The organism is Streptomyces sp. NPDC044719, assembly GCF_056433405.1.
Window position 1 is genome coordinate 108822 of record NZ_JBWKHE010000013.1, and the last position, 24980, is coordinate 133801.

Consider the following 24980-nt stretch of genomic DNA (forward strand, 5'->3'; position numbering starts at 1 on the left):
GGCCGGCCCGAATCCCCCGGAATGCCCCGAAGGTGCCCGCTGCCGACGATCGTGCGAAGGTGTTCTACGAGCGCGCCCCAGGTGTAACCGGCTGCCACCCGGGTTACCCGACCCCGGCACGTCGACCAGCGAGGGCGTCCCCCCGCGCGGGCGCCGGGGACGCCGGGAACGGAAGGCCCATGAGCAGCGGCTTCACCAGCCCGGAGGGCGGCTACGGCTCGGACCCCTTCGGAGAATTCCTCGCACGCTTCTTCGGCGGACCGCGTCCCGGTCCCCGGCAGATCGACCTCGGACGGCTGCTCAGCCAGCCGGCCCGGGAGCTCGTCCGCGGCGCCGCCCAGTACGCCGCCGAGCACGGCAGCCGGGACCTCGACACGGAGCATCTGCTGCGGGCGGCGCTCGCCACCGAGCCCACCCGGACCCTGCTCAGCAAGGCCGGGGCCAATCCCGACTCGCTGGCGTCCCAGATCGACGACCGGTCGGGTCCGGCCCAGCACGGCCCGAAGGACGCGCCGCCGCCGACCGCACTGTCCCTCACCCCGGCCGCCAAACGGGCCCTGCTGGACGCGCACGACATGGCCCGGGCCCGCGGCTACGGCTACATCGGCCCCGAGCACGTGCTCAGCGCCCTGGCCTCGAACCCCGACTCGGCCGCCGGGCACATCCTGAACGCGGCCCGCTTCGCGCCCTCCCAGCCGCCGGAGGCACCAGAGGCCCCCCAGGCCGAGCGGCCTCGGGTGACGAACACGCCGACCCTCGACAAGTACGGCCGCGACCTCACCGAACTGGCCCGGCAGGGGCGTATCGACCCGGTGATCGGCCGGGACGAGGAGATCGAGCAGACCGTCGAGGTCCTCTCCCGCCGCGGCAAGAACAACCCGGTGCTGATCGGTGACGCGGGCGTCGGCAAGACCGCCGTCGTGGAGGGGCTGGCGCAGCGCGTCTCCGAGGGGGACGTGCCCGACATCCTGATCGGGCGCCGCGTGGTCGCCCTGGACCTGACGGGCGTCGTCGCGGGCACCCGCTACCGGGGTGACTTCGAGGAGCGGATGAACAACATCGTCAGTGAGATCCGCTCCCACTCCGAGCAGTTGATCATCTTCATCGACGAGCTGCACACGGTCGTGGGCGCCGGTTCCGGCGGCGGCGACGGCAGTTCGCTGGACGCCGGCAACATCCTCAAGCCGGCCCTCGCACGCGGCGAGTTGCACATCGTGGGCGCCACCACCTTGGAGGAGTACCGCCGGATCGAGAAGGACGCGGCGCTGGCCCGCCGCTTCCAGCCGATCATGGTCCCGGAGCCGACCGCCGCGGACACGATCGAGATCCTGCGCGGCCTGCGGGACCGCTACGAGGCCCACCACCAGGTCCGCTACACCGACGAGGCGCTGGTGGCGGCCGTGGAGCTGTCGGACCGCTATCTCACCGACCGCCGCCTGCCGGACAAGGCCATCGACCTGATCGACCAGGCCGGTGCCCGGGTGCGGCTGCGGGCCCGGACCAAGGGCACGGACGTACGGGCCCTGGAGCGGGAGCTGGAGCAACTGACCCTGGACAAGGACCAGGCGGTCGCGGACGAACAGTACGAGCAGGCCACCCAGTTGCGCGACCGGATCCTGGACGTGAAGCAGCGGATCGCCCAGGCGGGCGGCGAGAGCGAGATCGACGAGGGCCAGGATCTCGTCGTCGAGGCCGAGTCGATCGCCGAGGTGGTGTCCCGCCAGACCGGCATCCCGGTCAGCAGCCTCACCCAGGAGGAGAAGGACCGGCTGCTGGGCCTGGAGGAGCATCTGCACGAGCGGGTGGTCGGCCAGGACGAGGCCGTGCGGGTCGTCTCGGACGCGGTGCTGCGCTCCCGGGCCGGCCTGGCCAGCCCGGACCGGCCGATCGGCAGCTTCCTCTTCCTCGGTCCGACCGGGGTCGGCAAGACCGAGCTGGCCCGGGCGCTCGCCGAGGCGCTGTTCGGCAGCGAGGACCGCATGGTCCGCCTCGACATGAGCGAGTACCAGGAGCGGCACACCGTCAGCCGTCTGATCGGCGCCCCGCCCGGCTACGTCGGCCACGAGGAGGCGGGCCAGCTCACCGAGGTCGTGCGCCGCCACCCGTACTCGCTCCTCCTCCTCGACGAGGTGGAGAAGGCGCACCCGGACGTCTTCAACATCCTGCTCCAGGTCCTCGACGACGGCCGGCTGACCGACTCCCAGGGCCGCACGGTGGACTTCACCAACACCGTCATCACGATGACCAGCAACCTCGGCTCCGAGGCGATCACCCGCCGCGGCGCCACGCTGGGCTTCGCGTCAGGCGGCGACGAAGCGGACGAGGAGGCCCGGCGCGAGCAGATCCTGCGCCCGCTGCGCGAGCACTTCCGCCCCGAGTTCCTCAACCGCATCGACGAGATCGTCGTCTTCCGCCAGCTCACCACGGAACAGCTGCGCCGGATCACCAACCTCCTGCTGGACCGCACCCGTTCCCTCGTGCACGACAAGGGCATCACGGTGACCTTCACCGACCGAGCGGTGGAGTGGCTGGCCGACCACGGCTACCAGCCGGAGTACGGCGCCCGCCCACTGCGCCGCACGATCCAGCGCGAGGTGGACAACGAGCTGTCCCGGCTGTTGCTGGACGGCAGGGTGTCCGAGGGCGGCCAGGTCACGGTGGACACCGAGGACGGCCACTTGACGTTCCAGACGGCAACGCCCTCTTAGGGGCGCGGGGAACTGCGCGCTCAGCCCCCGCACACCCGCACCCGGCCCTCAACGCACAGGCCGCACCACCATCGCCGACCCCCCACCCCGCCGCACGGTCTCAGCGGCTGCCAGCCACTTCCCACCGGGCAGCCGCTGAACACCCGTGGCCGCCCCGATCTCCGGGTTCACCTTGAAGGAATGCCCGATCGCCTCGAGCTGCTTCCTCAACTCGGCGTTGTCGTACAACCCCGGCTCCAGCTCGGTCTGCGCGGCGTTCCGCTGACTCGCCCGGGGCGCGGCGATCGCATCGACCAGCGGCAACCCCCGGTCGACAAACCCGGTCAGCGTCTGCAGGACGGTCGTGATGATCGTCGCCCCACCCGGCGACCCCAGCGCCACCACGGGCTTGTCGTGCCGGTCGAGAACGATCGTCGGCGAGATCGACGACCGCGGCCGCTTCCCCGGCCCCGGCAGATTCGGGTCGTGCACGGCGGGGTTCGCCGGCGTGAAGGAGAAGTCCGTCAGCTCGTTGTTGAGGATGAATCCCCGCCCCGGCACGGTGATCCCGCTGCCCCCGGTCTGCTCGATGGTGAGCGTGTAGGCGACGACGTTGCCCCACTTGTCGGCCACCGTCAGATGCGTGGTGCTGTCACCCTCGTACGTCGTCGGAGCGGCCTCACCACCGGAGCCACAGCGCGCAGGATGACGCGGATCGCCCGGCGCCACCGGACTCGTGAGCACCGCGTCGTCCTTGATCAGGCACTCGCGGGAGTCGGCGAACCTCTGCGACAACAGCTCCTTCGTCGGCACGTCCTCGAAGGCGGGGTCGCCCACCCACCGCCCCCGGTCCGCGAACGCGATCCGGCTCGCCTCGATGAAACGGTGCAGGTACTTCGCCCTGCTCGCCTTCGACAGGTCGGTCCGCTCCAGGATGTTGAGCGCCTCGCCGACCGTCGTACCGCCGGAGGACGACGGGGCCATGGAGTAGACGCCGAGGCCGCGGTAGGAGGTCCTGGTGGGTGCCTGGAGCTTGGTGCGGTAGGCGGCCAGGTCCTTCGCCGACAGGTCACCGGGCCGGGCGTTCCAGCCGGAGGCCGGGTCGACGGGCGGCTTGTCGACCGTGTCGACGACCTCCCGGCCGAGGCCGCCGCGGTAGAGCGTGTCGACGCCCTTGCTTCCCAGCTCCGCGTAGGTGCGGGCGAGGTCGGGGTTCTTGAAGGTGGAGCCGACGACCGGGAGCTGCCCGCCCGGCAGGAAGAGTTCGGCGGTGTCCGGGAAGTAGCGGAAGCGGGTCTCGTTGGACGCCGTCTGCGAGCGGAAGGTCTCGTCGACCGTGAAACCGTCGCGCGCCAGCCGCTCGGCCGGCTTCAGGACGCTCGCGAGCCGCTTGCTGCCCCACTGGTCCAGTGCCGTCTGCCAGGTGGCGGGCGTGCCGGGCGTGCCGACGCTCAGGCCGCTGCTGACGGCTTCGGCGAACGGGATGGGCTTGCCGTTCTCGGTGAACAAGTTCTTGTCGGCGGACAGCGGAGCGGTCTCGCGGCCGTCGATGGTGCGCACGGTACGGGACTTGGCGTCGTAGTAGACGAAGTAGCCGCCCCCGCCGACTCCGGCGGAGTAGGGCTCGGTGACGCCGAGCGCGGCGGCCGTGGCGACGGCCGCGTCGACGGCGTTGCCGCCGTTGCGCAGGACCTCGATCCCGGCGGCCGAGGCGTCCGGGTCGACGCTGGAGACCGCGCCGCCGTAGCCGACGGCCAGGGGGGTTTTCTCACTGCCGGTGGTCTGCGCGGCGGGTGGCGCCGCCGCCCCCACCGACATCACCACGGCGGCCGAAACCGCCAGGACCGTCAGATTCCGTGCGACAGGGCGACGCATCCGCACCTCCAGTCAAAGGCCGTCCGCGCAGCTTAATTGATGGCCATCGCCGCGTCAGGCACGCGTCGAACACCGGTGCGTCGGGCCCGCTACCATGCGCGCCCATGAACGACGACGTGCGCAACATAGTCCTGGGTGTGGTCGCGGCGGGTATCAGCGCCGCGCTGGGCTGGCTCGCCCGTACGTTTCTGTGGAAGCGGAAACTCCGGCGCAAGCAGGCCTTCTTCGGGCTGCCCGAGAACTCCGAGTCGCTGCTGGTCGTCAACCGTGATCCGGCCGCCACCGAGCCGGCGGTGCACCGCTTCGACGTGTACGCGCTCCTGGAACTCTCCGCACTGATCAAGAGCTGTGGGGCGCACCTCCACGTGGTCACCCAGGACTCGGCCCATCAGGGCTTCGGTGAGCGTACCGAGTTCTGCGTCGGCGGCCCGGGGTCCAACCGGCGCATGATGGCGCACATGGCGGCCATGCTGCCCGGCGTGCGCGTCAACATCGACGCCGAACCGGGGCCGGACCGGGGCGCCTTCCAGATCGGCGAAGAGCGCTACCGCCTGGATCCGGGCATCACGGAGTACGTCCTGCTGGCCCGGCTCACCGCCGGCGACCGCCGTGAGGCGCGTCCCGTGTTCCTCTTCTGCGGCCAGCGGGCCATCACCAACCAGGCCGCCACCCGCTACCTGGCCCGCAACCACGAGCGGCTGGCCCGCAAGCACGGCGATTCCTTCGTGCTGCTGCTGAAGGTCATCAACTCGCAGGCGTACGGCCCGGACGTCGTCGAACTGGTGGAGGACGTGACACGAGCGGCACAGACCCCGCTGCCCTCCCCTGCCGCTCCACGCAACAGCCACCGGGCCTCCTGAAGTCCTCCACTTCTCAACAATCGTTACTGGCACGTAACTTACCGACGGGTTACCACTGGTAAGGCGCCGAGGTTACCGTCTGGTCACTTTGCACTTACACGAGTGAGGAGTGACCCGTGGGACACGCCCGCAAGGCCCTGCGCACCACCGCCGTCGGAGCAGTCTCGGCGACCCTGGTCGCCGGCACGGCCCTCGGACTCGCCCCCACCGCACAGGCGGCGCCGAACCCCGTCCGCTTCGTCGACATCACCGGCGACGGCGGCACCGTCCTCAAGGCCAACGTCGTCACCCCGGGCGGGTCCGACGGCACGCACCGCTACCCGCTGCTCGTCATGCCCACGAGCTGGGGCCTGCCACAGATCGAATATCTGGCCCAGGCACAGAAACTCGCCGACTCCGGGTACGTCGTGGTCACGTACAACGTGCGCGGCTTCTGGCAGTCGGGCGGCGAGATAGAAGTAGCGGGCCCACCCGACATCGCCGACGCGTCGAAGGTCATCGACTGGGCGCTCGCGAACACCCCCTCGGACGCCGGGCACATCGGCATGGCGGGCGTCTCCTACGGCGCCGGCATCAGCCTGCTCACCGCCGCACAGGACAAGCGCGTCAAGGCGGTCGCCTCACTGAGCGGCTGGGCGGACCTGATCGGCTCGATCTACGCCGGGCGCACCCAGCACCTCCAGGCGGCCGCGCTGCTGGACGGCGCGAGCATCGTCACGGGCCGCCAGAGCGCCGAACTCCGGCAGACGTTCGACGACTTCTACGGCTCCAACCTGGCGAAGGAGCCGGAGCTGATCGCCTGGGGGAAGAAACGTTCCGCTGCGACCTATGTCGACCAGATCAACAAGAACGGCGCGGCGATCATGCTCGCCAACGCCTGGGGCGACTCGATCTTCCCGCCCAACCAGTACGCCGACTTCTACGAGAAGCTGACCGGCCCGAAGCGGCTGGAGATGCGGCCGGGAGACCACGCGACCGCCGAGATGACCGGCCTGTTCGGGCTGCCCAACGACGTGTGGAAGGACACCACGCGCTGGTTCGACCACCACCTCAGGGGCGAGGACAACGGCATCGACCGTGAGCAGCCGGTCCAGCTCAAGTCCCGTTCCTCGGGCGGCTACGAGGGCTACCCGGACTGGAAGTCGGTCGCCGCGACCGACCGGAAGATCGCCCTCGGGGGCACGACCACGATCCGCGCGAACGTGAACTCGGGGGCGGACGGCGGAGTCGTCTTCCTGTCCAGCATCCTCGACCAGGTGGCCCAGCTGCCCCCGATGGCCTCGATCCCGCTGCTCCCCCGCCGCTGGGCCGCCGTCTGGCAGTCGGAGAAGTACGTCACGGCCCAACAGGTGCGCGGCACCGCGAAGTTGCACACGACCCTCACCCCGACCAAGGAGAGCGGCACCCTCGTCGCCTACCTCTACGACGTGGGGCCGCTCGGCCTCGGCAAGCTGGTCTCCAACGCGCCGTACACCTTCCACGGGCGCACCCCCGGAAAGCCGTTCGGCGTCGACCTGGAGCTGTACTCCACGGCCTACGACGTCCCGGCCGGGCATCGCCTCGCCCTGGTCGTCGACACGGTCGACCCGCTCTACATCGAGCACAACCCGTCCGGCGCGCAGCTGACCTTCTCCTCGCCTGCGAACGACCCGTCGTACGTGTCGGTCCCGCTGCGCGAGCAGTGATCTCCGGCTGCCGCCGGACGGGCCTGGCCGATGTGAACCGCCGCCCCCGTGGCCGGAAGGGCCGTGGGGGCCACACCCGGCGGGAACGCCCCGCGGACCGGGCCGGCGGTCTGTTCACCCCCGGCGGGATCGGCGGGCTTCAGCGAAGTCCCCCTCTCCGACAGGGATGAAGGGCACATCGTAGTCGAGGTCCGATCCGATGAGCCGTCCGGTGCCTGCCCGTTCAGTGCTTGAGGATCTTGGAGAGGAAGTCCTTGGCCCGGTCGCTGGTGGGGTTGGTGAAGAACTCGTCGGGGGTGCGGTCCTCGACGATGGCGCCGTCGGACATGAAGACGACGCGGTTGGCGGCCGAGCGGGCGAAGCCCATCTCGTGCGTGACGACGATCATGGTCATGCCGTCGCGGGCCAGTTGTTTCATGACCTCCAGCACCTCGTTGATCATCTCCGGGTCGAGGGCCGAGGTCGGCTCGTCGAAGAGCATCGCCTTGGGCTCCATGGCCAGGGCACGGGCGATGGCCACGCGCTGCTGCTGACCGCCGGAGAGCTGCGCCGGGTACTTGTCCGCCTGGTTGGCGACCCCGACCCGGTCGAGGAGTTCGCGGGAGCGCTTGTCGGCGTCCTCCTTACGGCGCCCGCGGACCTTGACCTGTCCCAGGGAGACATTCTGCAGGACGGTCTTGTGGGCGAAGAGGTTGAACGACTGGAAGACCATGCCGACGTCGGCGCGCAGCCGGGCCAGGGGCTTGCCCTCCTCGGGCAACGGCTGGCCGTCGAGGACGATCGACCCCGACTCGATGGTCTCCAGCCGGTTGATCGCCCGGCACAGTGTCGACTTTCCCGACCCCGAGGGGCCGATGACCACGACCACCTCCCCCTTGCCCACGGTGAGATTGATGTCCCGCAGGACATGCAGCTCTCCGAAGTGCTTGTTGACGTCACGCAGCTCGATCAGCGGATCTGCGGCCATACTCAGCCCTACTCACTCTCAGCTGTGTGGTGGTTGCCGCAACGTATCCAGGCAAGATCGGACTTGTCGGGCGACACGCACTTTTCGATCATTAGCCGTATTTACATCGCACTTTGGCTCAAAGAGTACGACCAAGGGTACGGCCATGGGCCTCAGGCCTCCGCGACTTCCGCGTACAGCTGCGACAGCTCGGGCACGCCGTAGGCGGCCCACTCGTGCCCGGAGTCCACGACGTCGAACTCCCTGCCGGAGGTGAGCCGCACGACGGGCTGCCCGTCGGACCTGATCTCCCAGGCGGCTCCCGGCACGGTGCGCACGATGACGCTGCCCAGGTAGAGACCTGCGTCGTTGCCGAGCCAGGCCAGGGTCTCCTCGTCGTCCCGCCAGCGCGGCAGCAGCTGGTCCAGCGCCTCCAGTGAGGCCGCCGAGTCGTCCAGCCGGACCCCCGCCCGGGACGCCTGGGAGCGGAGCAGTTCGCACTCGGCGAGCAGATCCGCGATGCCCGCGGGGTCGGGGAACCCGACCTTCTGGCGCCGGTTGCCCAGGAAAGGGATGTTCATACGTCCAGCGTGTCATTCGTACCGCCGTACGCACCACAGGCGCGCGGGCCGTCGATGACGGTCGAGTTCACGCCGAGTTCGCGCATGGCGCGTTGACGAGTCCCTGTTGTCTCCCTAGCTTCACCGTGCGTCTTGCGTCTCGGCGTTCGTGGTGTCTTCTGTTCCGTCCCTGCGTTTGGTGTTGTCGCGTCGTGTGTCGATGAGCGGGAGGAGTCGGCCGTGCGCCGATGTGTCCGGGGGGTCCTGGTCGTCCTGGCCCTGTGCGGGTCCTTGTTGTCCACGGCGCCGGCGGTTCCGGCTCAGGCCGTCGAAGTCGGACGGGCCGCGCCGGTGCCGCTTGAGCGGTTGTTCGACAACATCGCCGTCAGCGACGACAGCCGGCCCGCGGCGGCCGACTTCGACGGCGCCGGCGCCTCCCTGTCGGCGCGGGACCTCACGGCCGCCGGCTGGGTGCCCGGCCGCACCCTGACCGTCCAGGGAGCCCGGCTGACCTGGCCGCGGCGGCAGCCGGGCGAGCCCGACAACGTCCGTGCCGCCGGTCAGGACGTCCGCGTCACGGGGCGCGGCGACGCCCTCGCCTTCCTGGTGGCGGGCACGGCCGGCACGGAGGCCGGCGGCCCGGGCACGATCGTGTACGCGAACGGCACCCGCTCCGGCTACCGGCTGACCGCGCCCGACTGGCGCACCGGACCGCTCGCCACGAAGGCGGTCGCCCTGCCGCACATCAACACGCCCGGCGGGCAACTCGCCGAGCGGGCCCGCCTGTACGTCGTGACGGTGCCGCTGACGCCGGGGCGTGAGCTCGCCTCGGTCCGGCTGCCGCGCGCCACCGGGCTGCATGTCTTCGCGGTGTCGGTGCGGACCGCCACACAGGGCTGGACGGGCAGCTGGACGACCTCGACGGGCGGCTATGCCGCCGTGGGGCCCTGGACGGACCGGACGCTGCGGCTGGTGGTGCACACCTCGGCGGGCGGGCCCCGGGTGCGGATGCGGTTCGACAACACCTTCGCGGCGGCCCCGGTGCGGATCGGCGGCGCGACGGTCGCCGTGCGGGCCTCGGGCGCGGCGGCACGCGGCACGCCGGTGCCGCTGTCCTTCGCCGGTGAGGAAAGCGTGGAGATCCCGGCCGGTACCCAGGCGTACAGCGATCCGCTGGGCTTCGCCGTGCCGGCGGACGCCGATCTGCTGGTCAGCTTCCATCTGCCCGGCCCGGTGCCGGCGGCGCCCCTGCACCGGCTCGCGCAGCAGCGGTCGTACGTCAGCGAGCCCGGCGACCACACGGCGGACGGTACCGCCGTCGCCTACACGTCGGTGATCACCAGCTGGCCGCTGCTCGCCGGGGTCGACGTGGGCGGCGGGCCCGGGTCCGTGGTGCTGCTCGGGGACTCGATCACCGACGGCGACAAGTCCACGGTGGACGCGAACCGGCGGTGGCCGAACGTGCTGGCCGGCCGGCTGCTGCGGCAGAGCGCCGTGCCGCGCTACGGGGTGCTGAACCAGGGCGTCTCGGGCAACCGTGTGGTCACCGACCGGTATCCCGGCGACGGGGTGTCCACGGACACGGCCGGGGTGAGCGCCCTGCACCGGTTCGACCGGGATGTCCTCGCCCAGCCGTCGGCCCGTACGGCGATCGTCTTCGAGGGCGTCAACGACGTGCGCTGGGGCACCTCGGCGGAGCAGGTGATCGCGGGGCTGCGGGAGCTGGCGGAGCGCGGGCGGGCCCGGGGGCTCAGGATGCTCGCGGCGACGATCCTGCCGTGCGAGGGCGAGGCACGGTGCACGGCGGCCGTCGACGCCGAGCGGGTCGCGGTGAACGAGTGGATCCGCGAGGGCGGTGTCTTCGACGGGGTGCTCGACTTCGACGCCGTCGTGCGCGACCCGGCCGACCCCGCGCGGATCCTGCCGGTGTACGACAGCGGCGACCACCTGCATCCCGGGGACGCGGGTCTTGCGGCGCTGGCGGAGTCGGTCGACCTGCGGCTGCTGTGAGCCGGCCGTCCGCGGCCGCTGTGAGCTGTCGTCCGCGCCCCCTGTGAGCTACACGTCCAGGTCGACCACGACCGGGGCGTGGTCCGACGCGCCCTTGCCCTTGCGCTCCTCGCGGTCCACGTACGCGTCCTTGACCGCCTTGGTGAACGGCGCGTTGGCGTACACCAGGTCGATGCGCATGCCGCGGTTCTTCGGGAAGCAGAGCTGGCGGTAGTCCCAGTACGTGAACGGGTGCTCGTACTTCAGGGGCCGCGGGACCACGTCGGACAGGCCCGCCTCGCGCAGGGAGGCCAGGGCGGCACGCTCGGCGGGGGTGACGTGGGTGGCGCCCTCGAAGGCCGCGGGGTCGTGGACGTCGTCGTCCGTCGGCGCCACGTTGTAGTCGCCCATCACCGCGAATGGGCGGCCGCCGGCCGCGTCGCCCGCGACGGCGGCCTTGAGGGCCTCGAACCACTGGAGCTTGTAGGCGTAGTGCGGGTGGTCCACCTCGCGGCCGTTCGGCACGTACACCGACCACACGCGGAGCGGGCCGCAGGTCGCCGAGATGGCGCGGGGCTCCACCGAGCCGTCGAACCCGGGGTCGCCGGGCAGGCCCTTGACGACGTCCTCGATGCCTACGCGGGAGAGCACCGCCACGCCGTTCCACCGGCCGGTCGCGTGGACCGCCGACTCGTAGCCCAGCTCGCGCAGCTGCTCCGCGGGGAACTGCTCCTCGCTGACCTTGGCCTCCTGGAGGCACAGCACGTCCGTGCCGCTGCTCTCCAGCCAGGCCAGGAGCCTCGGCAGGCGGGCGGTGATCGAGTTCACGTTCCAGGTCGCGATGCGCATGTCCCACAACCTACCCGGAGGGTCTGACAACGCCGCCCGGGCCTCAGAGGTCGGCCGATGACCCGGGGGTGAGCCGCAGGTGTTCCGCCCCGGCCAGGTTGCCGATCTGGCGGTCGTAGATCGGGCGCGCGAGGTCGGTGAGGAGGGCGTCGTGGATGTCGTAGGCGCGCTGCGGCCGGACCTCGCGGACGTAGTCGATGACCTCGGAGATCTTGCTCCACGGGGCCATGACCGGGAGCATCAGCGTCTCCACCGGGTGGTCGGGGACGGTGAGGGCGTCGCCGGGGTGGAAGACCTTGCCGCCGTCGACGAGGTAGCCGACGTTGGTGATGCGCGGGATGTCCGGGTGGATCACCGCGTGGAGTTCGCCGTGGACCCGCACGTCGAAGCCGGCGGCGGTGAAGCTGTCGCCGTGGCCGACGGTGTGCACGCGGCCGGGGAAGGCGGACGAGATCTTGTCCGCGACCGCCTTCAGGGTCCAGATCTCCGCGGCCGGGTTGTCCTCCATCGCGGCACGCAGCCGGAACTCGTCGAAGTGGTCGGGGTGCTCGTGGGTGACGAGGATCGCGTCCGCGCCGAGCGCGGCGTCCTCCTCGCTGAACCCGCCGGGGTCGAGGACGAGGGTCCGGCCGTCCTTCTCGAGGCGGACGCAGGCGTGCGACATCTTCGTGAGCTTCATGAGTCCATCCTGCCTCCCGGGGTCACGCGCGCCCTCACTCCTGGGGCGTGGTCTCCTCCCGGATGACCTGCTGGGCGACCTTGAACGCGCTGTTCGCCGCCGGTACGCCGCAGTAGACGGCAGCCTGGAGGAGTACCTCCTTGATCTCGCCCGGGGTGAGGCCGTTGCGCAGGGCGGCCCGGGTGTGGAAGGCCAGTTCGTCCAGGTGGCCGCCGGCGACCAGGGCGGTGAGGGTGACACAGCTGCGGGTGCGCCGGTCGAGCCCGGGGCGGTCCCAGACCTCGCCCCAGGCGTAGCGGGTGATGAACTCCTGGAAGTCCCCGGAGAAATCGTCGGCCTGCGCCAGCGCCCGGTCGACGTGCGCGTCGCCCAGCACCTCGCGGCGGACCTTGAGCCCGGCGTCGTAGGGATCGGGCCGCCCCTGCGCCGGGGGCGCCGCGACCGGAGCGATCTCCGCGACGGGTCCGGCCTGGAGGGGCTGCTGCGGTACCGGGGACAGGGCCGGCTTGACGGCGGCCGCGGGCAGGGCCGTATGGCCGGTGGAGGTGTCGAAGGCGGGCTGCCAGGCGGTGGAGAAGTGCCGCACCAGGAGGTCGGTGACCGCCGCGGGCTGCTCCACCGGCACCAGGTGGGAGGCACCGGGGACGACGGCGAGGCGGGCGTCCGGGATGCCGGCGACCAGGGTGCGGGCCTCGGCGGGGCCGGTGACCTGGTCGTCGGAGCCGACGAGGACCAGGGTCGGCACGCCGACGCGGCCCAGTTCGGGCCGGACGTCGAACGAGGCGAGCGCCTCGCAGGCGGCGATGTAGCAGCCGGGGTCGGTGGTGCGGACCATCTGCACGGCCCACTCGGTGATCGCGGGCTGCGCGGCGGCGAACCCGCCGGTGAACCAGCGCTCGGGTGAGGTGCGGGCGATGGGGTCCAGGCCGTTCGTGCGGACGATCACGCCTCTCTGCCGGAACTCGTCGGCCGTGCCGAAGCGGGGCGAGGCCGCGATCAGCGCCAGGGAGGCGAGCCGCTCGGGGTGGCGCAGGGCCAGCTCGATACCGACCGCACCGCCGAGCGCGCAGCCCGCGTAGCCGAAGCGCTGCACGCCGAGCCCCTCGAGCGTGGTCAGCAGCCGTGTGGTGAGGTCGTTGACCGAGCCCGCCGGGTACGCGGGAGCGCCGCCGTGTCCCGGCAGGTCGAACCGGAAGACCCGCCAGTGCTTGATCAACTCGGGGATCTGGCGGTCCCACATGTGCCAGGTTGTACCGAGTGACGGGCCCAGGATCAGGACAGGCGCGTCTTCTGGCCCGTCAAAGCGGTATTGAAGGGTGTTGGTCGTACTCTCACTCACCCGACTCACGCTCCCACATCTCACGATTTCTCACGTACCTGGGGCGCAACCCCGTGCAAGCCGTCCCACTTTGTGGCGGCTCCGCGAAGATCTTCGACATCAGGCTTCACGTACCACCGCTCGGTGGTCGTCGCCCCAGTCGGCCGGGTACGTGAGGCACGACGCGGGTGCATCGTACCGACGTCTGCCCGCGGTGGTCGCGTGCGGCTGCGACGATCAGGGCGCGCCCATGAGGCGGTCCAGCGATGGCGCCAGAAGCGGGGCGAGCGCGGCGGCGTAGGCCTCCGACAGGTGGCTGTCGTCGCGGTAGACGGCGGTGTCGGCCACGACTACGGGGCAGATGCCGGTGCGCGGGGCGCAGAGCCAGGGGGTGGGGTCGATGACGGTGGTGGCCGTGGTGGACGCGGCGGCACGGAGGGCGGTGCCGCGGGTCTCGTCGTAGGTCGCGTCCGGCAAGTGGTCGGCGCAGGCCCGCAGTTGCAGGGAGTTGCGGGCGGCGCAGTCGATCGGGTCGCCCTTGGGCCATGGGGTGTCGAGCAGGGCGGCGACGCGGGCGCCGGAGGCACCCAGGCCGCGGAAGGTGCTCTCGAAGCCGGTCGTCCACTGGTGGAGGAGGTCGGCGGCGGGACGGGCCGGGTCTCCGGCGTCCGAAGAGGAGGCGACGACCAGGTCGGGGCGCAGGGTCCGGATCCTGGCCATGGCGTTGGCGCGCCAGGTGTCGCAGGCCGTGTACGGCTTGTGGCCGCTGTCGATGGTCACATCGGCGACCTTGCAGGAGGCCTTCGTCAGCGAGACCAGCTTCCAGCCCCGTGTGGTCGCGAGCCGTTGCAGGGCCGGGAACCACTGGGCCGCGTGGGAGTCGCCGAAGAGGACGACCGTACGGGAGGAGGTCCGGTCGCCGTAGACGCAGGGCCCGTTGCGGGTGGCGGCGTAATCGACGTGACAGCCGTCCCGGTAGACCGCGGAGCGGGAGGACTTCACCTTGGGCAGGGGCGGGGCGAGGTTGCTCGGCAGGGCCGTGGGGGACGACGCGAGGAGTTCGGCGAGGCGTGCCCGCGGGGCCGGTGCGTCGGAGAGAGTCCGCGCCAGCGGGGGCGCGGGGCCGCCCACCTCGATCGTCGGCGGGACCGCTGTCGCCGTCAGGGACAGCGCCGAGGTGCCGGCCGACAGCGCCGCCCCGAGCACCAGGGCGCGGCGGGGGCGACGTCGGAAGGCCCGGTGGAAACGGACCGGGTTCTCGACGAGGCGCAGGGTCAGCCACGCCAGGCCGAGTGCCGCCGCGGACAGCCCGAGCGCGAGCGGCAGGCCGGCGGTGCCGTCGGCGCGGCCCAGCGCCGCCGGGGCTATGACCAGCAGGGGCCAGTGCCACAGGTACCAGCCGTACGAGAGTCCGCCGAGCCACACCAGCGGTCGCCGCGCCAGCAGCCACCCGGCGCCGTGCGGGGTGGGCGCGCAGCCGCCGGCCAGGACGAGCACGGTACCGGCGACCGGCAGGAGGGCGTGGTGGCCGGGGAAGGGTGTCTCGTCGTCGTACCAGACCGCTGCCAGCGTGACGCAGGTCAGGCCGAGCCAGGTCAGCGGGGCCGCGACGGCGGCGGGCAGCCGTTCCAGCCGGCCCGTGCCCAGCGCCAGGAGCGCCCCGGCACCCAGTTCCCAGGCCCGGGTGAGGGAGCCGAAGTACGCCCAGGGCGCCGAGGAGTTGGTCACGAGGAGGCCCGCCGCGAACGACCCCAGGCACAGGACCCCCAGCGGCACCGCGACCAGTCGGCGCCGGCCGCGGGCGAGGCGCCAGGTCAGCAGCAGGAGCAGCGGCCACACCAGGTAGAACTGCTCCTCCACGGCGAGCGACCAGAAGTGCTGGAACGGCGACGGCGGGCTGTTCTGGGCGAGATAGTCCGTACCTGCCGCCGCCAGCCGGAAGTTGACCCCGTACAAAGCACTGGCGAGGGCGTCGCCCGCGTACTCGGCGAGCCGCGCCTTCGAAAGGAACAGCCACGCCCCGCCCAGCGTGACGGCGATGACCAGGGACGACACGGGAAGCAGCCGCAGTGCCCGGCGGGCGTAGAAGGAACGGACCGACACCCGGCCGGTGCGGGAGAGTTCGCGCAGCAGCAGCGACGTGATGAGGAAGCCGGAGATCACGAAGAAGACGTCGACACCGATGTAACCGCCGCTGACCTGGGGCACTCCGGCGTGGGCGAGCACCACCAGCCCGACGGCCACCGCGCGCAGGCCCTGGATGTCGAGCCGCAGGACGTGCCCCTTGGGCGGCGCGGGTCTGCGGCTCACCGGGACGGTACGTATCTCGGCGGACATGACGCTCGGCATCAGGTGACTCCTCGGGGACCGGCATGCTTCGGATAGGAAGATCGGTCCGGCCGCCACGCGCGGTTCCGCTGTTGTCGCCCCACTTCGCCTCGGCCGCGAAGATTCAACCGCCGGACACCATCGGTTCACCCGCGTTCAGCCCGGCGACAAGAGACGCGACGGTGCTCAGAGGTCGCTCGGCAGACCGAGTCCGGTCAGTGCGCCCACCGGGTCCAGGTCGGGGGTGCCTCTCGGCCACCAGTCGTCGTGGCCCGGCTCGGACTCGTAGGCGTACCACAGGCCGTCGCGGCCCAGACGGAGCTGGACGTGGCCATGGGGGTGGGTGAGGTGATTGCGCCGGGGGCGGAAGGCGGGCAGGTCGGCGGCGAGGAGGAGCGGGCGGGCCCGGTCGAACCGGCCGGCCGGCGGGTCCCACGGCTCCTCCAGCACGGCGAGGCCCTCCAGGCCGCCCTGACGCCAGGCGGCGACCGCGCGGGCCAGCTCGGACGGCGTGCGGCCCGCCGCGGAGGCGAGGGAGGCGTAGAGCGCCCGGGTGCCCGCCGTGAGTCCCGAGCCTGGGCGTGCCGCGGCCAGGCGGACGGCGTCCTGCCAGAGGGTCAGTTGCCCGACCGGGTCACGGCCGGTGGCGAGCAGGGCGTGTGCCCGGGCGGCGGCGTCCGTGGCCAGTTGGTCCAGCGCGAAGGGGTCGGGGCCGCCGGGGGACGCCGGGTATGCCGGGGGCTGCTCGGGGTGCGCGGGCGTGGGCAGCGGCGTCGGCAGGGGCGGGAGGATGCGCGGGGCGAGGGCGTCGCCGGCCCGTACGCCGGGGAGCGGCTCCGGTTCCTTGTCCTGGGCGGCACGGGCCGCGCGGGTGGCGCTCAGCCGGGACAGCGCGTCGAGCAGGTCCCGTTCGCCCCGGCCGCGCAGCAGGAGCAGGACGAAGGGGTCGGCGTCGAGCAGCCGGGCGGTCTGGTAGCAGAGGGCGGCGGCGTGCTTGCAGGGGTGGCCCCGGTCGGGGCAGCTGCACCGCGGTTCCAGGTCGCCGGGACCCGGCAGCAGGGGTACGCCGCAGTCCGCGAGGGATTGGGGCATCTCCTTGTCGAGGAGGGCCGCGATATGCCCGGGCCGGTCGACGGCGGCGTCCAGGAACCGCTCCCAGTCGGCGTCGTCGAGCGTGCGCAGCCGCACCTGCACGCGGTACGGGCGCGGACGGCTGCCCTGTACGTAGGCCAGGACCAGCCCGGGCGTCACGGTGATGGCGTCGACATGCCCCTGCCCCGCGTAACCCCGCCCGCGCTCCAGCCGCTTGGCGTCCAGCGCGCCCTGCTCCAGCGCGGCGACCCACGCGTTCCCCCACCAGCTCTCGGCGAATCCCTTGCCGTCGGGCTCGCGGGGCGGGAACGCCGGGAAGGTACGGCGGAGATCGCTGTCTCGGCCGGGGGCGGCCATGGAGCGGGGTTTCCGGGGCGTGGTGTGAGGGGGCACCGCTGTGCGGGGGGTCGGTTGCGGGGTGGGCCGGGGGTTGGAGGTCGCGGGGTGGCCGGGAGCCGGCGCGTCAGGGGTCGGCCTGTCGAGGGCGGGCAGATCGGGGGCCGGCAGGTCGGGGGCCGCCGGGCTGTGCGGCGCGTCGGCCTCCCGATGAGGCGAGCGCCCGGGGCCCGTTGCGTCGGTGCCCTCGGGTGCCGCGTCCGGCTCGTCCGCTTCCGGAGGCATCCGGAAGGCGTCGCCCAGCAACTGCAGTACGTCACGCCCTCCCCTGCCGGCGGTGTGTTCACCCGTCCGCCGCTCGGGCCCCGGCCTCCGGTGCGCGGCGCCCTGCCGGGCAGCGCTGCGCCTGCGCCCGGCCCCTACACGCGCGGCCTCTTCCCGTGCCCGCCGCGCGTCGTCCCGAGCCGCGCGCAGCGCCTCACGCGCGACGTCCCCCGCGCGCGGGCCCGGCCGCTCGGTGGCGTCGCCGGAAGCATCGGCGAGGCCGCCTCCCCCCACGTCGAGGCCGCCTCCCCTCGCGTCGACGGGCGCGCTGCTGCGCTCGTCTTCGGACGGCACGCCGGACTGTGCGGCCCGCGGCCCACTGCTGCCACCGTCGCCCGGCCCGCTGCCGCCGCCGTCACCCTCGGTGCTTCCGCTAAGGGCCCCGCTGCTGCCACCGTGGCCCGGCGAGTCACCGGGCACGCCAGTCACCGCGTCATCGGCACCCTCGGTCGCAGGCACGTCCTCCGGGGAGTCCGCCTCGCCCCCGTCGGACCCACGCCGCTCGGACACCGCCCTGCGCAGTGCCTCGCGGGCCGCGTCCCCGGGTCGCGCGGTCTCCTGGGCGGCGGGTGCCCGGGGCGGGGAAGACGCGGGACGGGGAGCGGATGCCGGGTCCGGGTCGCGGTTCGCCTGCTCCCGGGCGGCACGCAACGCCCGGCGGGCCTCGTCGGCCCCGCTGTGGGTCATGACGTCCTCCGCAGGGAGACGAGGTCGGACAGCTCGCGGTCCGTCAGTTCGGTGAGGGCCGACTCGCCGGAGCCGAGGATGGCGTCGGCCAGGGCGCGCTTGGCCTGGAGCATCTCGGCGATACGGTCCTCCACCGTGCCCTCGGTGATGAGGCGGTGGACCTGGACGGGCTGGGTCTGGCCGATGCGGTAGGCGCGGTCGGTGGCCTGTTCCTCGACGGCCGGGTTCCACCAGCGGTCGAAGTGGACGACATGCCCCGCGCGGGTGAGGTTGAGGCCGGTGCCCGCGGCCTTCAGGGACAGGACGAGGACGGGGGTCGAGCCGGCCTGGAAACGGTCCACCATGCGCTCCCGCTCCGGGACCGGTGTGCCGCCGTGGAGGAGGTCGACCGGGACGGCCCGGGTGGCCAGGTGAGTGGTGATCAGCCGGGCCATCCCCACGTACTGGGTGAAGACGAGCGCGGAGCCGTCCTCGGCGAGCAGCGTGTCCAACAGCTCGTCCAGCAGGGCGAGTTTGCCTGAGCGGGTGGCGAACCGGTCGCCGCCGGGCCGGGAGTGCTCCGGCGCCTGGTCCTCCTTCAGGTACAGCGCGGGGTGGTTGCAGATCTGCTTCAGCGAGGTGAGGAGCTTCAGCACCAGGCCCCGGCGGGCCATGCCCTCGGAGGTCTCGATGGCGAGCATCGACTCGCGGACCACCGCCTCGTACAGCGCGGCCTGTTCCCGGGTGAGCGGGACCGGGTGGTCGCTCTCCGTCTTGGGCGGCAGCTCGGGGACGATGCCCGGGTCGGACTTCTTCCGGCGCAGGAGGAAGGGGCGGACCAGGCGGGCCAGGCGCTCCACCGCCTGCTCGTCCTCGCCGGTCTCCACGGCCCGGGCGTGCCGGGCGCGGAAGGACTTCAGCGGGCCGAGGAGGCCCGGTGTCGTCCAGTCGAGCAGCGCCCACAGCTCCGACAGGTTGTTCTCGACGGGTGTGCCGGTCAGGGCGACCCGCGCGGGGGACGGGATCGTGCGCAGCGCCTTGGCCGTGGCCGAGTAGGGGTTCTTGACGTGCTGCGCCTCGTCGGCGACGACCATGCCCCAGGCCCGCTCGGCCAGGACGGGGGCCGCCGAGCGCATCGTGCCGTAGGTGGTGAGGACGAAACCGCCGTCCAGGCCGGCCAGGCTGCGGTCCGGGCCGTGGAAGCGGCGGACGGGGACGCCGGGCGCGAAGCGGGTGATCTCCCGTTGCCAGTTGCCCAGCAGCGAGGCCGGGCAGACCACCAGGGTCGGCTCGGAGCGGGCCCGCTTCAGGTGCAGGGCGATGAGGGTGACGGTCTTGCCGAGGCCCATGTCGTCGGCGAGGCAGCCGCCGAGGCCGAGGGAGGTCATCAGCTCGAGCCAGGCCAGGCCCCGGAGCTGGTAGTCGCGGAGGGTGGCGTGCAGGTCCGGCGGCGGCTCGGCCGGGCGGATCCCGGCGGTCAGGCGGTCGCGCAGACCGGCCAGCGCGCCGACCGGGACGGCCTCGACCGTCTCGCCGTCCACGTCGGCCGTGCCGGTGAGGGCGACGGACAGCGCGTCGACCGGGTCGAGCAGGCCCAGGTCCCGCTTGCGGGCCTTGCGGACGAGGGCCGGGTCGACCAGCACCCACTGGTCACGCAGCCGGACGACCGGACGGTGAGCCTCGGCCAGGGCGTCCATCTCGTTGTCGGTGAGCGGGTCGCCGCCGAGTGCCAGCTGCCAGCTGAAGCGGAGCAGGTCCTCGCTCTCGAAGAAGCCGGTGCCGTCCTTCGCCGAGCCGGGGGCCGGGCGGACCACCGCCGTGGCGGAGAGGTCCTGGGCCAGGTCCCTCGGCCAGTGCACGGCGACCCCGGCCGCGGCGAGCCGGGTGGCCGCGACTCCGAGCAGGTCGTTCAGCTCCACCTCCGACAGCGCCAGCACGTCGGGCACGTCCTGGTCGGAGAGCCGGTCGAGCGGGGGCCAGACCCGGGCCGCCCTGCGGACCGCGAGGGCCGCGTCGACGCGCGCGCGTGGACCGAAGGCGTCGTCGGCCCCGCCCGCCCAGAGGGTGGCCGCGTCGGCCACGAGGGTCGGGTCGGCGAGGCTGTGCACCTGGACGATCGCCGCGCCGGCGCTGCGTACGCCGCCGTCGGAGGCGTCGTCGAACAGGTCGTACGCCGACAGGTCCAGGCGGAGCGAGATCCGCACCCCGGCGTCCATGCCGGCGGCGACCTCGGCGGCCCAGTCGTGGGCGTCGGGCAGGCGCTGGGCCTCCCGGGCCGCGAAGGGCCTGCCGGAGGTGTGGGGCGCGGCCGGGGTGCGGGGCAGGGTGTCGGCGACCGCGTCCAGGAAGGCACGCACCAGCGCTTCCGGTTCCGGCAGACGGATCGGGCCCGGGCCGGGCAGCGGGACCGCGTGTCCCTCGTACGGCAGGGCGGCGGCCACCGCGCGCAGGTGCGCGATGTCGTCCGGGTCGAGGGGGCCGGCCCGCCACGCGTCGTGCCCCGCGGCGGTCAGGCCGGGCAGCAGCCGGCCGCGCGCGGTCAGCCGCAGGGCGTGCAGGGCGGCCGCGCCCCAGCAGGCGGTGGCGGGGTGCGCGGCGGGGTCGGTGCGGGCGCGCACCAGGAGCGGCAGGGCCGCGTCCAGCGGGAGGGTCAGCGCCGGGGTGGTCCGCCGCCGCACACCGGCGCCGTGCCGTCGTACGACGGTCAGCTCGGTGGCCGGGGCCTCCTCGGAGTCCGCCGTGTCCCCGGTGCGCAGGGGCTCGCCCTCGGGGTCCCAGAAGGCGATCCGCCCGTCGCGCGGGAGGGGCGCGGGCAGGAAGACGGCCGGGAGCCGGACGGGGACCGCCGGCTCCCCCGCCCGCTCGGCCACCACGGCCGTGTCACCCATACGTCCTGCCACCTCCCGTCCCGCGTGTCGGATCAGTTGTCTCCGACTCTACGGGCGGGGTCTGACAATCGGCCCCGGCGGCCGTACCGGCCCGCTGGAATTCAGGTCAGGGCACGGTCCGGGAGACCACGAACACCCAGGGGTACGCCGGGTTGGACAGGTCCACGACCACGTCATGCGTGGGGGCCGGATTCTTCTGCCGGTGGACGACGCCCGACCACGAGCCGTTGTCGGCGAACTTCCAGCCGGTGACCTTCCGGTCGCGGGCGCCGATGGTGACGTGGCTCTTCTTCAGGTCGTCCCGGGTCAGGCCGAGGCCCGTCAGATACGCGTCCAGACCGGCCGAGTTGGTCTCGAACTGGGCGTACAGGCGGCTGGTCTTCCAGTTGTTGGTCTCGTAGTACGCCACGTGCCAGGCCGGGTGCGGGACGGGCACCTGGTAGATCCGGCGCTGGAGCTTGGAGGGCCAGCCCTCGGTGAGGCCGGTCGCCGAGTACTTCGCCTCCTTGTCCTTGCCGCTGTCCCGGCTCTGGTTCGCGGAGATCACCAGGTAGCCGGCCGGGATGCCGATGAGCAGCACGATGATCAGCAGGGTGAGCGCCCTGCGGCGGATCATGTGGCCGCGGTCCTCGACCGGACGCTCCGGCTCGTCGGGCCAGGGGCCCTGGTGGGGCAGCGAAGCGGTCACAGCGTCTCCTGGGTACTGCTGCGGGCCTGTGCGTACCGCTCGTAGCGCTCGTAGCGCTCCACCCGGCGGCGCTTGGCGCGGCGGAAGCGGCGGGCGACCAGCCGGGCCAGGTCGGCGGCGCCGACCATGCCGGCCTCGGGGCCGAGCTGGGCCCGGGTGATACGGGCCTCGGGGCGGTAGCCGCGGCCCGTCAGATGCCGGCGGAAGGCGTCCCGCGCGGGGCCGATCAGCAGGTCGTCGGCGGCCGAGACACCGCCGCCGATCACGAAGCAGGAGGGGTCGAGGGCGGCCGCGAGGTTGGCGATGCCGACGCCGAGCCACTGGCCGATGTCCTGGAGCAGCTCGATGCACATGGCGTCGCCGTCACGGGCCAGCTCGGTGATCATCGGGCCGCTGATCTCGGAGATGTTGCCCTTGACGTGCTCGATGATCCCGTACGCCACCGGTGAGTCGGCGGCGGCCAGCTCGCGTGCCTCGCGGACCAGGGCGTTGCCGGAGCTGTACTGCTCCCAGCAGCCGCGGTTGCCGCACGGGCAGCGGTGGCCGCCGGGCACGACCTGCATATGGCCGAACTCGCCGGCGACGCCGTACTTGCCGCGCTTGACCTGGCCGTCCTCCAGGATCGCGCCGCCGATGCCGGTGCCCAGCGTGATCATGACGAGGTGGTCCTCGCCGCGGCCGGCGCCGAAGCGCCATTCGGCCCAGGCCGCGGTGTTGGCGTCGTTGTCCACGAGGACCGGTACGGAGAGCCGGCCCGAGAGGCGGTCGCGGAGCGGTTCGTTGCGCCAGGACAGGTGCGGGGCGAACAGCACGCGGTTGCGGTCGGCGTCGACCCACCCGGCGGCGCCGATGCCGACGGCGTGCACGTCGTGCCGGTCGGAGAGGTCCAGGACCAGCTCGGCGATGGTGTCCTCGACGACCTTGGGGCTCTTGGACTTGTCCGGGGTCTCCGTGCGGAGCTTCTCCAGGATGTTGCCGTCGGCGTCGACGACGCCCGCCATCACCTTCGTACCGCCGATGTCGATGCCGACCGTCGGCACGCGGGGTGCCGTCAGGTGTGAGCGGCGCTCCCGGGTGCCGACGGTGCGCAGGGCCGTGGCACGGCGGGAGCCGATGGGGGCGGTGAAGTCGCGGTAGGTGCTCATCGGGCCCGATTCTGCCTCACCGTGGGGGTGTGTGCGGAGCGGGGCAGGGGTGGGGTGGTGCGGATCATTGCCGGGTGCGGGTGAGTGGTTGGTTGCTCGCGCCCACGCGGCGGAGCCGCAGATCGACACAGCCCCGCGCCCCCCCAGGAAACGCGTCCCCCTCAAGACCTCACAAGAAGCTGGAACTCGAACGAATAGCGCGTCGGGCGGTACGTGTGTGTGCCGTATTCCACTGCTCGGCCCGTGTCGTCGAACGTGACGCGTTGCATGGTCAGGAGCGGGGCCCCGGCCTCCTCGGCCAGGCGGTCCGCCTCCGGTGGTGTCGCCGCTCGGGCGCCGATGGACTGGCGGGCGCTGTGGAGGGTGATGCCGGCGGCTCGCATCAGGCGGTAGAGGCCGGTGGTCTCCAGCTGGCCGGTGTCGAGGTCGATGAGGCCGGGGGGCAGGAAGTTGCAGAGGTAGGCCATGGGCTCGCCGTGGGCGAGGCGGAGGCGTTCCACACGGTGGACGTCGCTGTCCTCGGCGACGCCGAGTGCGGCGGCGACCTCGGCGGAGGCGGGCTCGACCGTGTTGACCAGTACCTTCGTGGCCGGGCGCTGGCCCGCCGCCTCCAGGTCGTCGTAGAGGCTGCTGAGCTCCAGCGGGCGCTTGACCTGGCTGTGCACGACCTGGGTGCCCACGCCGCGCCGGCGTACGAGCAGGCCCTTGTCGACGAGCGACTGGATGGCCTGGCGGACGGTCGGCCGGGACAGGCCGAGCCGGGCCGCGAGCTCGATCTCGTTCCCCAGCAGGCTGCCGGGGGTCAGCGTGCCGTGCTCGATCGCGGCCTCCAGTTGCTGGGAGAGCTGGAAGTACAACGGCACGGGAGAGCTGCGGTCCACGCTCAGCTCGAGCTGCACGGTCGGGTCCACTTCTGGTTTCGGCACGGGCCGAGCGTAGCTCCGTGCGTTGTTGACGGGAAGTTCTGTAGTCAGATTGTCCGGACATACAGATTGACAGGGGCGGGCTGTGCACGCACTTTGTTCTCATGCGCATCGGGGTCATCGGTACGGGCCGCATCGGCACGATCCACGCGAACACGCTCAGTCGGCACCGCGACGTCGGGTCCTTGATCCTCACGGACGCGGACCCCTCGCGGGCCCAGGATCTGGCGCACCGGCTGGGTGAGACGGCGGCGCCGGGGGTGGAGGAGATCTTCCGCTGGGGGGTCGACGCCGTGGTGATCACGACGAACACGTCCGCCCACGCCGAACTGATCGGTCGGGCAGCACGCTCGGGCCTGCCGGTGTTCTGCGAGAAGCCCATCGCGCTGGATCTGCCGGGGACGCTGAGCGCGATCGCCGAGGTCGAGACCGTCGGGACGATCCTCCAGATGGGCTTCCAGCGCCGCTTCGACACGGGCTACACGGGCGCCCGCGAGGCCGTGCGGTCCGGCAGGCTGGGGCGGCTGCACACCGTCCGGGCGCTGACCAGTGACCAGTCGCCGCCGTCCGCCGCGTGGCTGCCGCTGTCCGGCGGGCTGTACCGGGACACGCTGATCCACGACTTCGACGTGCTGCGCTGGGTGACCGGCCGGGAGGTGGCCGATGTGTACGCGGCCGGTTCCGACGCGGGGCCCGCGATGTTCCGCGAGGCCGGCGATGTCGACACCGCCGCCGCGCTCCTCACCCTCGACGACGGCACGCTCGCCACGATCACCGGCTCCCGGATGAACGGGGCCGGCTACGACGTGCGCATGGAACTCGCCGGGGAGCGCGACCAGATCGTGGTCGGTCTGGACGACCGTACGCCGATCGCGTCCACGGAACCGACCGGCCCGCCGGCCGCGGACAAGCCCTGGACGGGCTTCCTGGAGCGGTTCGGCCCGGCCTACGAGGCGGAGCTGAACGCGTTCGTCGAGGTCGTCCGGGGCGAGCGGCCCAACCCCTGTGACGGGCGCGAGGCGCTGCAGGCGCTGCGCGTCGCCGAGGCGTGCGAGCTGTCGCGCCGGGAGCGCAGGGCGGTGCGGCTGGCGGAGATCCCCGGCGGGGCCGCCCAGACCTTCGCGTGACGGCGGGCGGCGGGC

General features: G+C 72.6%; 17 protein-coding genes. 5 read left to right on the forward strand and 12 right to left on the reverse strand.

Annotation, left to right across the window (positions count from 1 at the left end; genetic code table 11):
* Positions 1 to 179 precede the first annotated feature (179 nt).
* Positions 180 to 2708: an ATP-dependent Clp protease ATP-binding subunit gene (locus AC07DF_RS38600; RefSeq protein ID WP_478981754.1), complete on the forward strand. Its 2529-nt coding sequence runs from the start codon at positions 180 to 182 to the stop codon at positions 2706 to 2708.
* Positions 2709 to 2756: 48 nt separating this feature from the next.
* On the opposite strand, the gene ggt is transcribed toward AC07DF_RS38600, so the two are convergent.
* On the reverse strand, positions 2757 to 4562 hold the full coding sequence (ggt, locus tag AC07DF_RS38605) for a gamma-glutamyltransferase (protein ID WP_478981756.1): 1806 nt from the start codon (positions 4560 to 4562) through the stop codon (positions 2757 to 2759).
* A 104-nt stretch (positions 4563 to 4666) separates the two neighbouring features.
* On the opposite strand from ggt, the gene AC07DF_RS38610 reads away from it, so the two are divergent.
* Together AC07DF_RS38610 and AC07DF_RS38615 are read left to right on the forward strand one after the other, a co-directional pair.
* Complete coding sequence (locus AC07DF_RS38610; protein WP_478981758.1) at positions 4667 to 5422, forward strand: hypothetical protein; 756 nt, start codon at positions 4667 to 4669, stop codon at positions 5420 to 5422.
* A 116-nt stretch (positions 5423 to 5538) separates the two neighbouring features.
* Positions 5539 to 7107, forward strand: a complete 1569-nt coding sequence (locus tag AC07DF_RS38615) for an alpha/beta fold hydrolase (RefSeq protein ID WP_478981760.1) — start codon at positions 5539 to 5541, stop codon at positions 7105 to 7107.
* Positions 7108 to 7330: 223 nt separating this feature from the next.
* On the opposite strand, the gene AC07DF_RS38620 is transcribed toward AC07DF_RS38615, so the two are convergent.
* Both AC07DF_RS38620 and AC07DF_RS38625 read right to left on the reverse strand, forming a co-directional pair.
* Positions 7331 to 8074, reverse strand: coding sequence for an amino acid ABC transporter ATP-binding protein (locus tag AC07DF_RS38620; protein ID WP_478981762.1), 744 nt, complete (start codon positions 8072 to 8074; stop codon positions 7331 to 7333).
* A 152-nt stretch (positions 8075 to 8226) separates the two neighbouring features.
* Positions 8227 to 8634, reverse strand: a complete 408-nt coding sequence (locus AC07DF_RS38625; protein WP_382486908.1) for a DUF6278 family protein — start codon at positions 8632 to 8634, stop codon at positions 8227 to 8229.
* Positions 8635 to 8853: 219 nt separating this feature from the next.
* Here AC07DF_RS38625 and AC07DF_RS38630 point away from each other — a divergent pair, with 219 nt between their 5' ends.
* Positions 8854 to 10623: an SGNH/GDSL hydrolase family protein gene (locus tag AC07DF_RS38630; RefSeq protein WP_478981765.1), complete on the forward strand. Its 1770-nt coding sequence runs from the start codon at positions 8854 to 8856 to the stop codon at positions 10621 to 10623.
* A 48-nt stretch (positions 10624 to 10671) separates the two neighbouring features.
* Here AC07DF_RS38630 and AC07DF_RS38635 read toward each other — a convergent pair whose 3' ends face one another.
* From AC07DF_RS38635 to AC07DF_RS38675, 9 genes are all read right to left on the reverse strand, one after another.
* The gene (locus tag AC07DF_RS38635) at positions 10672 to 11451 is read right to left on the reverse strand and encodes an exodeoxyribonuclease III (RefSeq protein WP_478981767.1); all 780 of its coding nucleotides are present in this window, start codon (positions 11449 to 11451) and stop codon (positions 10672 to 10674) included.
* A 43-nt stretch (positions 11452 to 11494) separates the two neighbouring features.
* On the reverse strand, positions 11495 to 12130 hold the full coding sequence (locus AC07DF_RS38640) for an MBL fold metallo-hydrolase (RefSeq protein ID WP_478981769.1): 636 nt from the start codon (positions 12128 to 12130) through the stop codon (positions 11495 to 11497).
* Positions 12131 to 12164: 34 nt separating this feature from the next.
* Complete coding sequence (gene pcaDC, locus AC07DF_RS38645) at positions 12165 to 13469, reverse strand: bifunctional 3-oxoadipate enol-lactonase/4-carboxymuconolactone decarboxylase PcaDC (protein WP_478981771.1); 1305 nt, start codon at positions 13467 to 13469, stop codon at positions 12165 to 12167.
* A gap of 216 nt (positions 13470 to 13685) precedes the next feature.
* On the reverse strand, positions 13686 to 15797 hold the full coding sequence (locus AC07DF_RS38650) for an acyltransferase family protein (RefSeq protein WP_478981773.1): 2112 nt from the start codon (positions 15795 to 15797) through the stop codon (positions 13686 to 13688).
* Between the two features lie 165 nt (positions 15798 to 15962).
* Positions 15963 to 18215, reverse strand: a complete 2253-nt coding sequence (locus AC07DF_RS38655; protein WP_478981775.1) for an SWIM zinc finger family protein — start codon at positions 18213 to 18215, stop codon at positions 15963 to 15965.
* Positions 18212 to 21082, reverse strand: a complete 2871-nt coding sequence (locus tag AC07DF_RS38660; RefSeq protein WP_478981777.1) for a DEAD/DEAH box helicase — start codon at positions 21080 to 21082, stop codon at positions 18212 to 18214. Before AC07DF_RS38660 ends, AC07DF_RS38655 begins: the two co-directional genes overlap by 4 nt.
* Before the next feature lie 106 nt (positions 21083 to 21188).
* On the reverse strand, positions 21189 to 21770 hold the full coding sequence (locus tag AC07DF_RS38665) for a sugar kinase (protein ID WP_478981780.1): 582 nt from the start codon (positions 21768 to 21770) through the stop codon (positions 21189 to 21191).
* Positions 21767 to 22915: an ROK family glucokinase gene (locus AC07DF_RS38670; RefSeq protein WP_478981782.1), complete on the reverse strand. Its 1149-nt coding sequence runs from the start codon at positions 22913 to 22915 to the stop codon at positions 21767 to 21769. The genes AC07DF_RS38665 and AC07DF_RS38670 overlap by 4 nt, the downstream gene beginning before the upstream one ends.
* Positions 22916 to 23076: 161 nt before the next feature.
* Positions 23077 to 23814 carry a GntR family transcriptional regulator gene (locus AC07DF_RS38675; RefSeq protein WP_478981897.1) on the reverse strand — a complete coding sequence of 246 codons (738 nt, stop codon included), beginning with the start codon at positions 23812 to 23814 and terminating at the stop codon, positions 23077 to 23079.
* Positions 23815 to 23942: 128 nt separating this feature from the next.
* Between AC07DF_RS38675 and AC07DF_RS38680 the strand changes: the two genes are divergently transcribed.
* The gene (locus tag AC07DF_RS38680; RefSeq protein WP_478981784.1) at positions 23943 to 24965 is read left to right on the forward strand and encodes a Gfo/Idh/MocA family protein; all 1023 of its coding nucleotides are present in this window, start codon (positions 23943 to 23945) and stop codon (positions 24963 to 24965) included.
* Positions 24966 to 24980 lie beyond the last annotated feature (15 nt).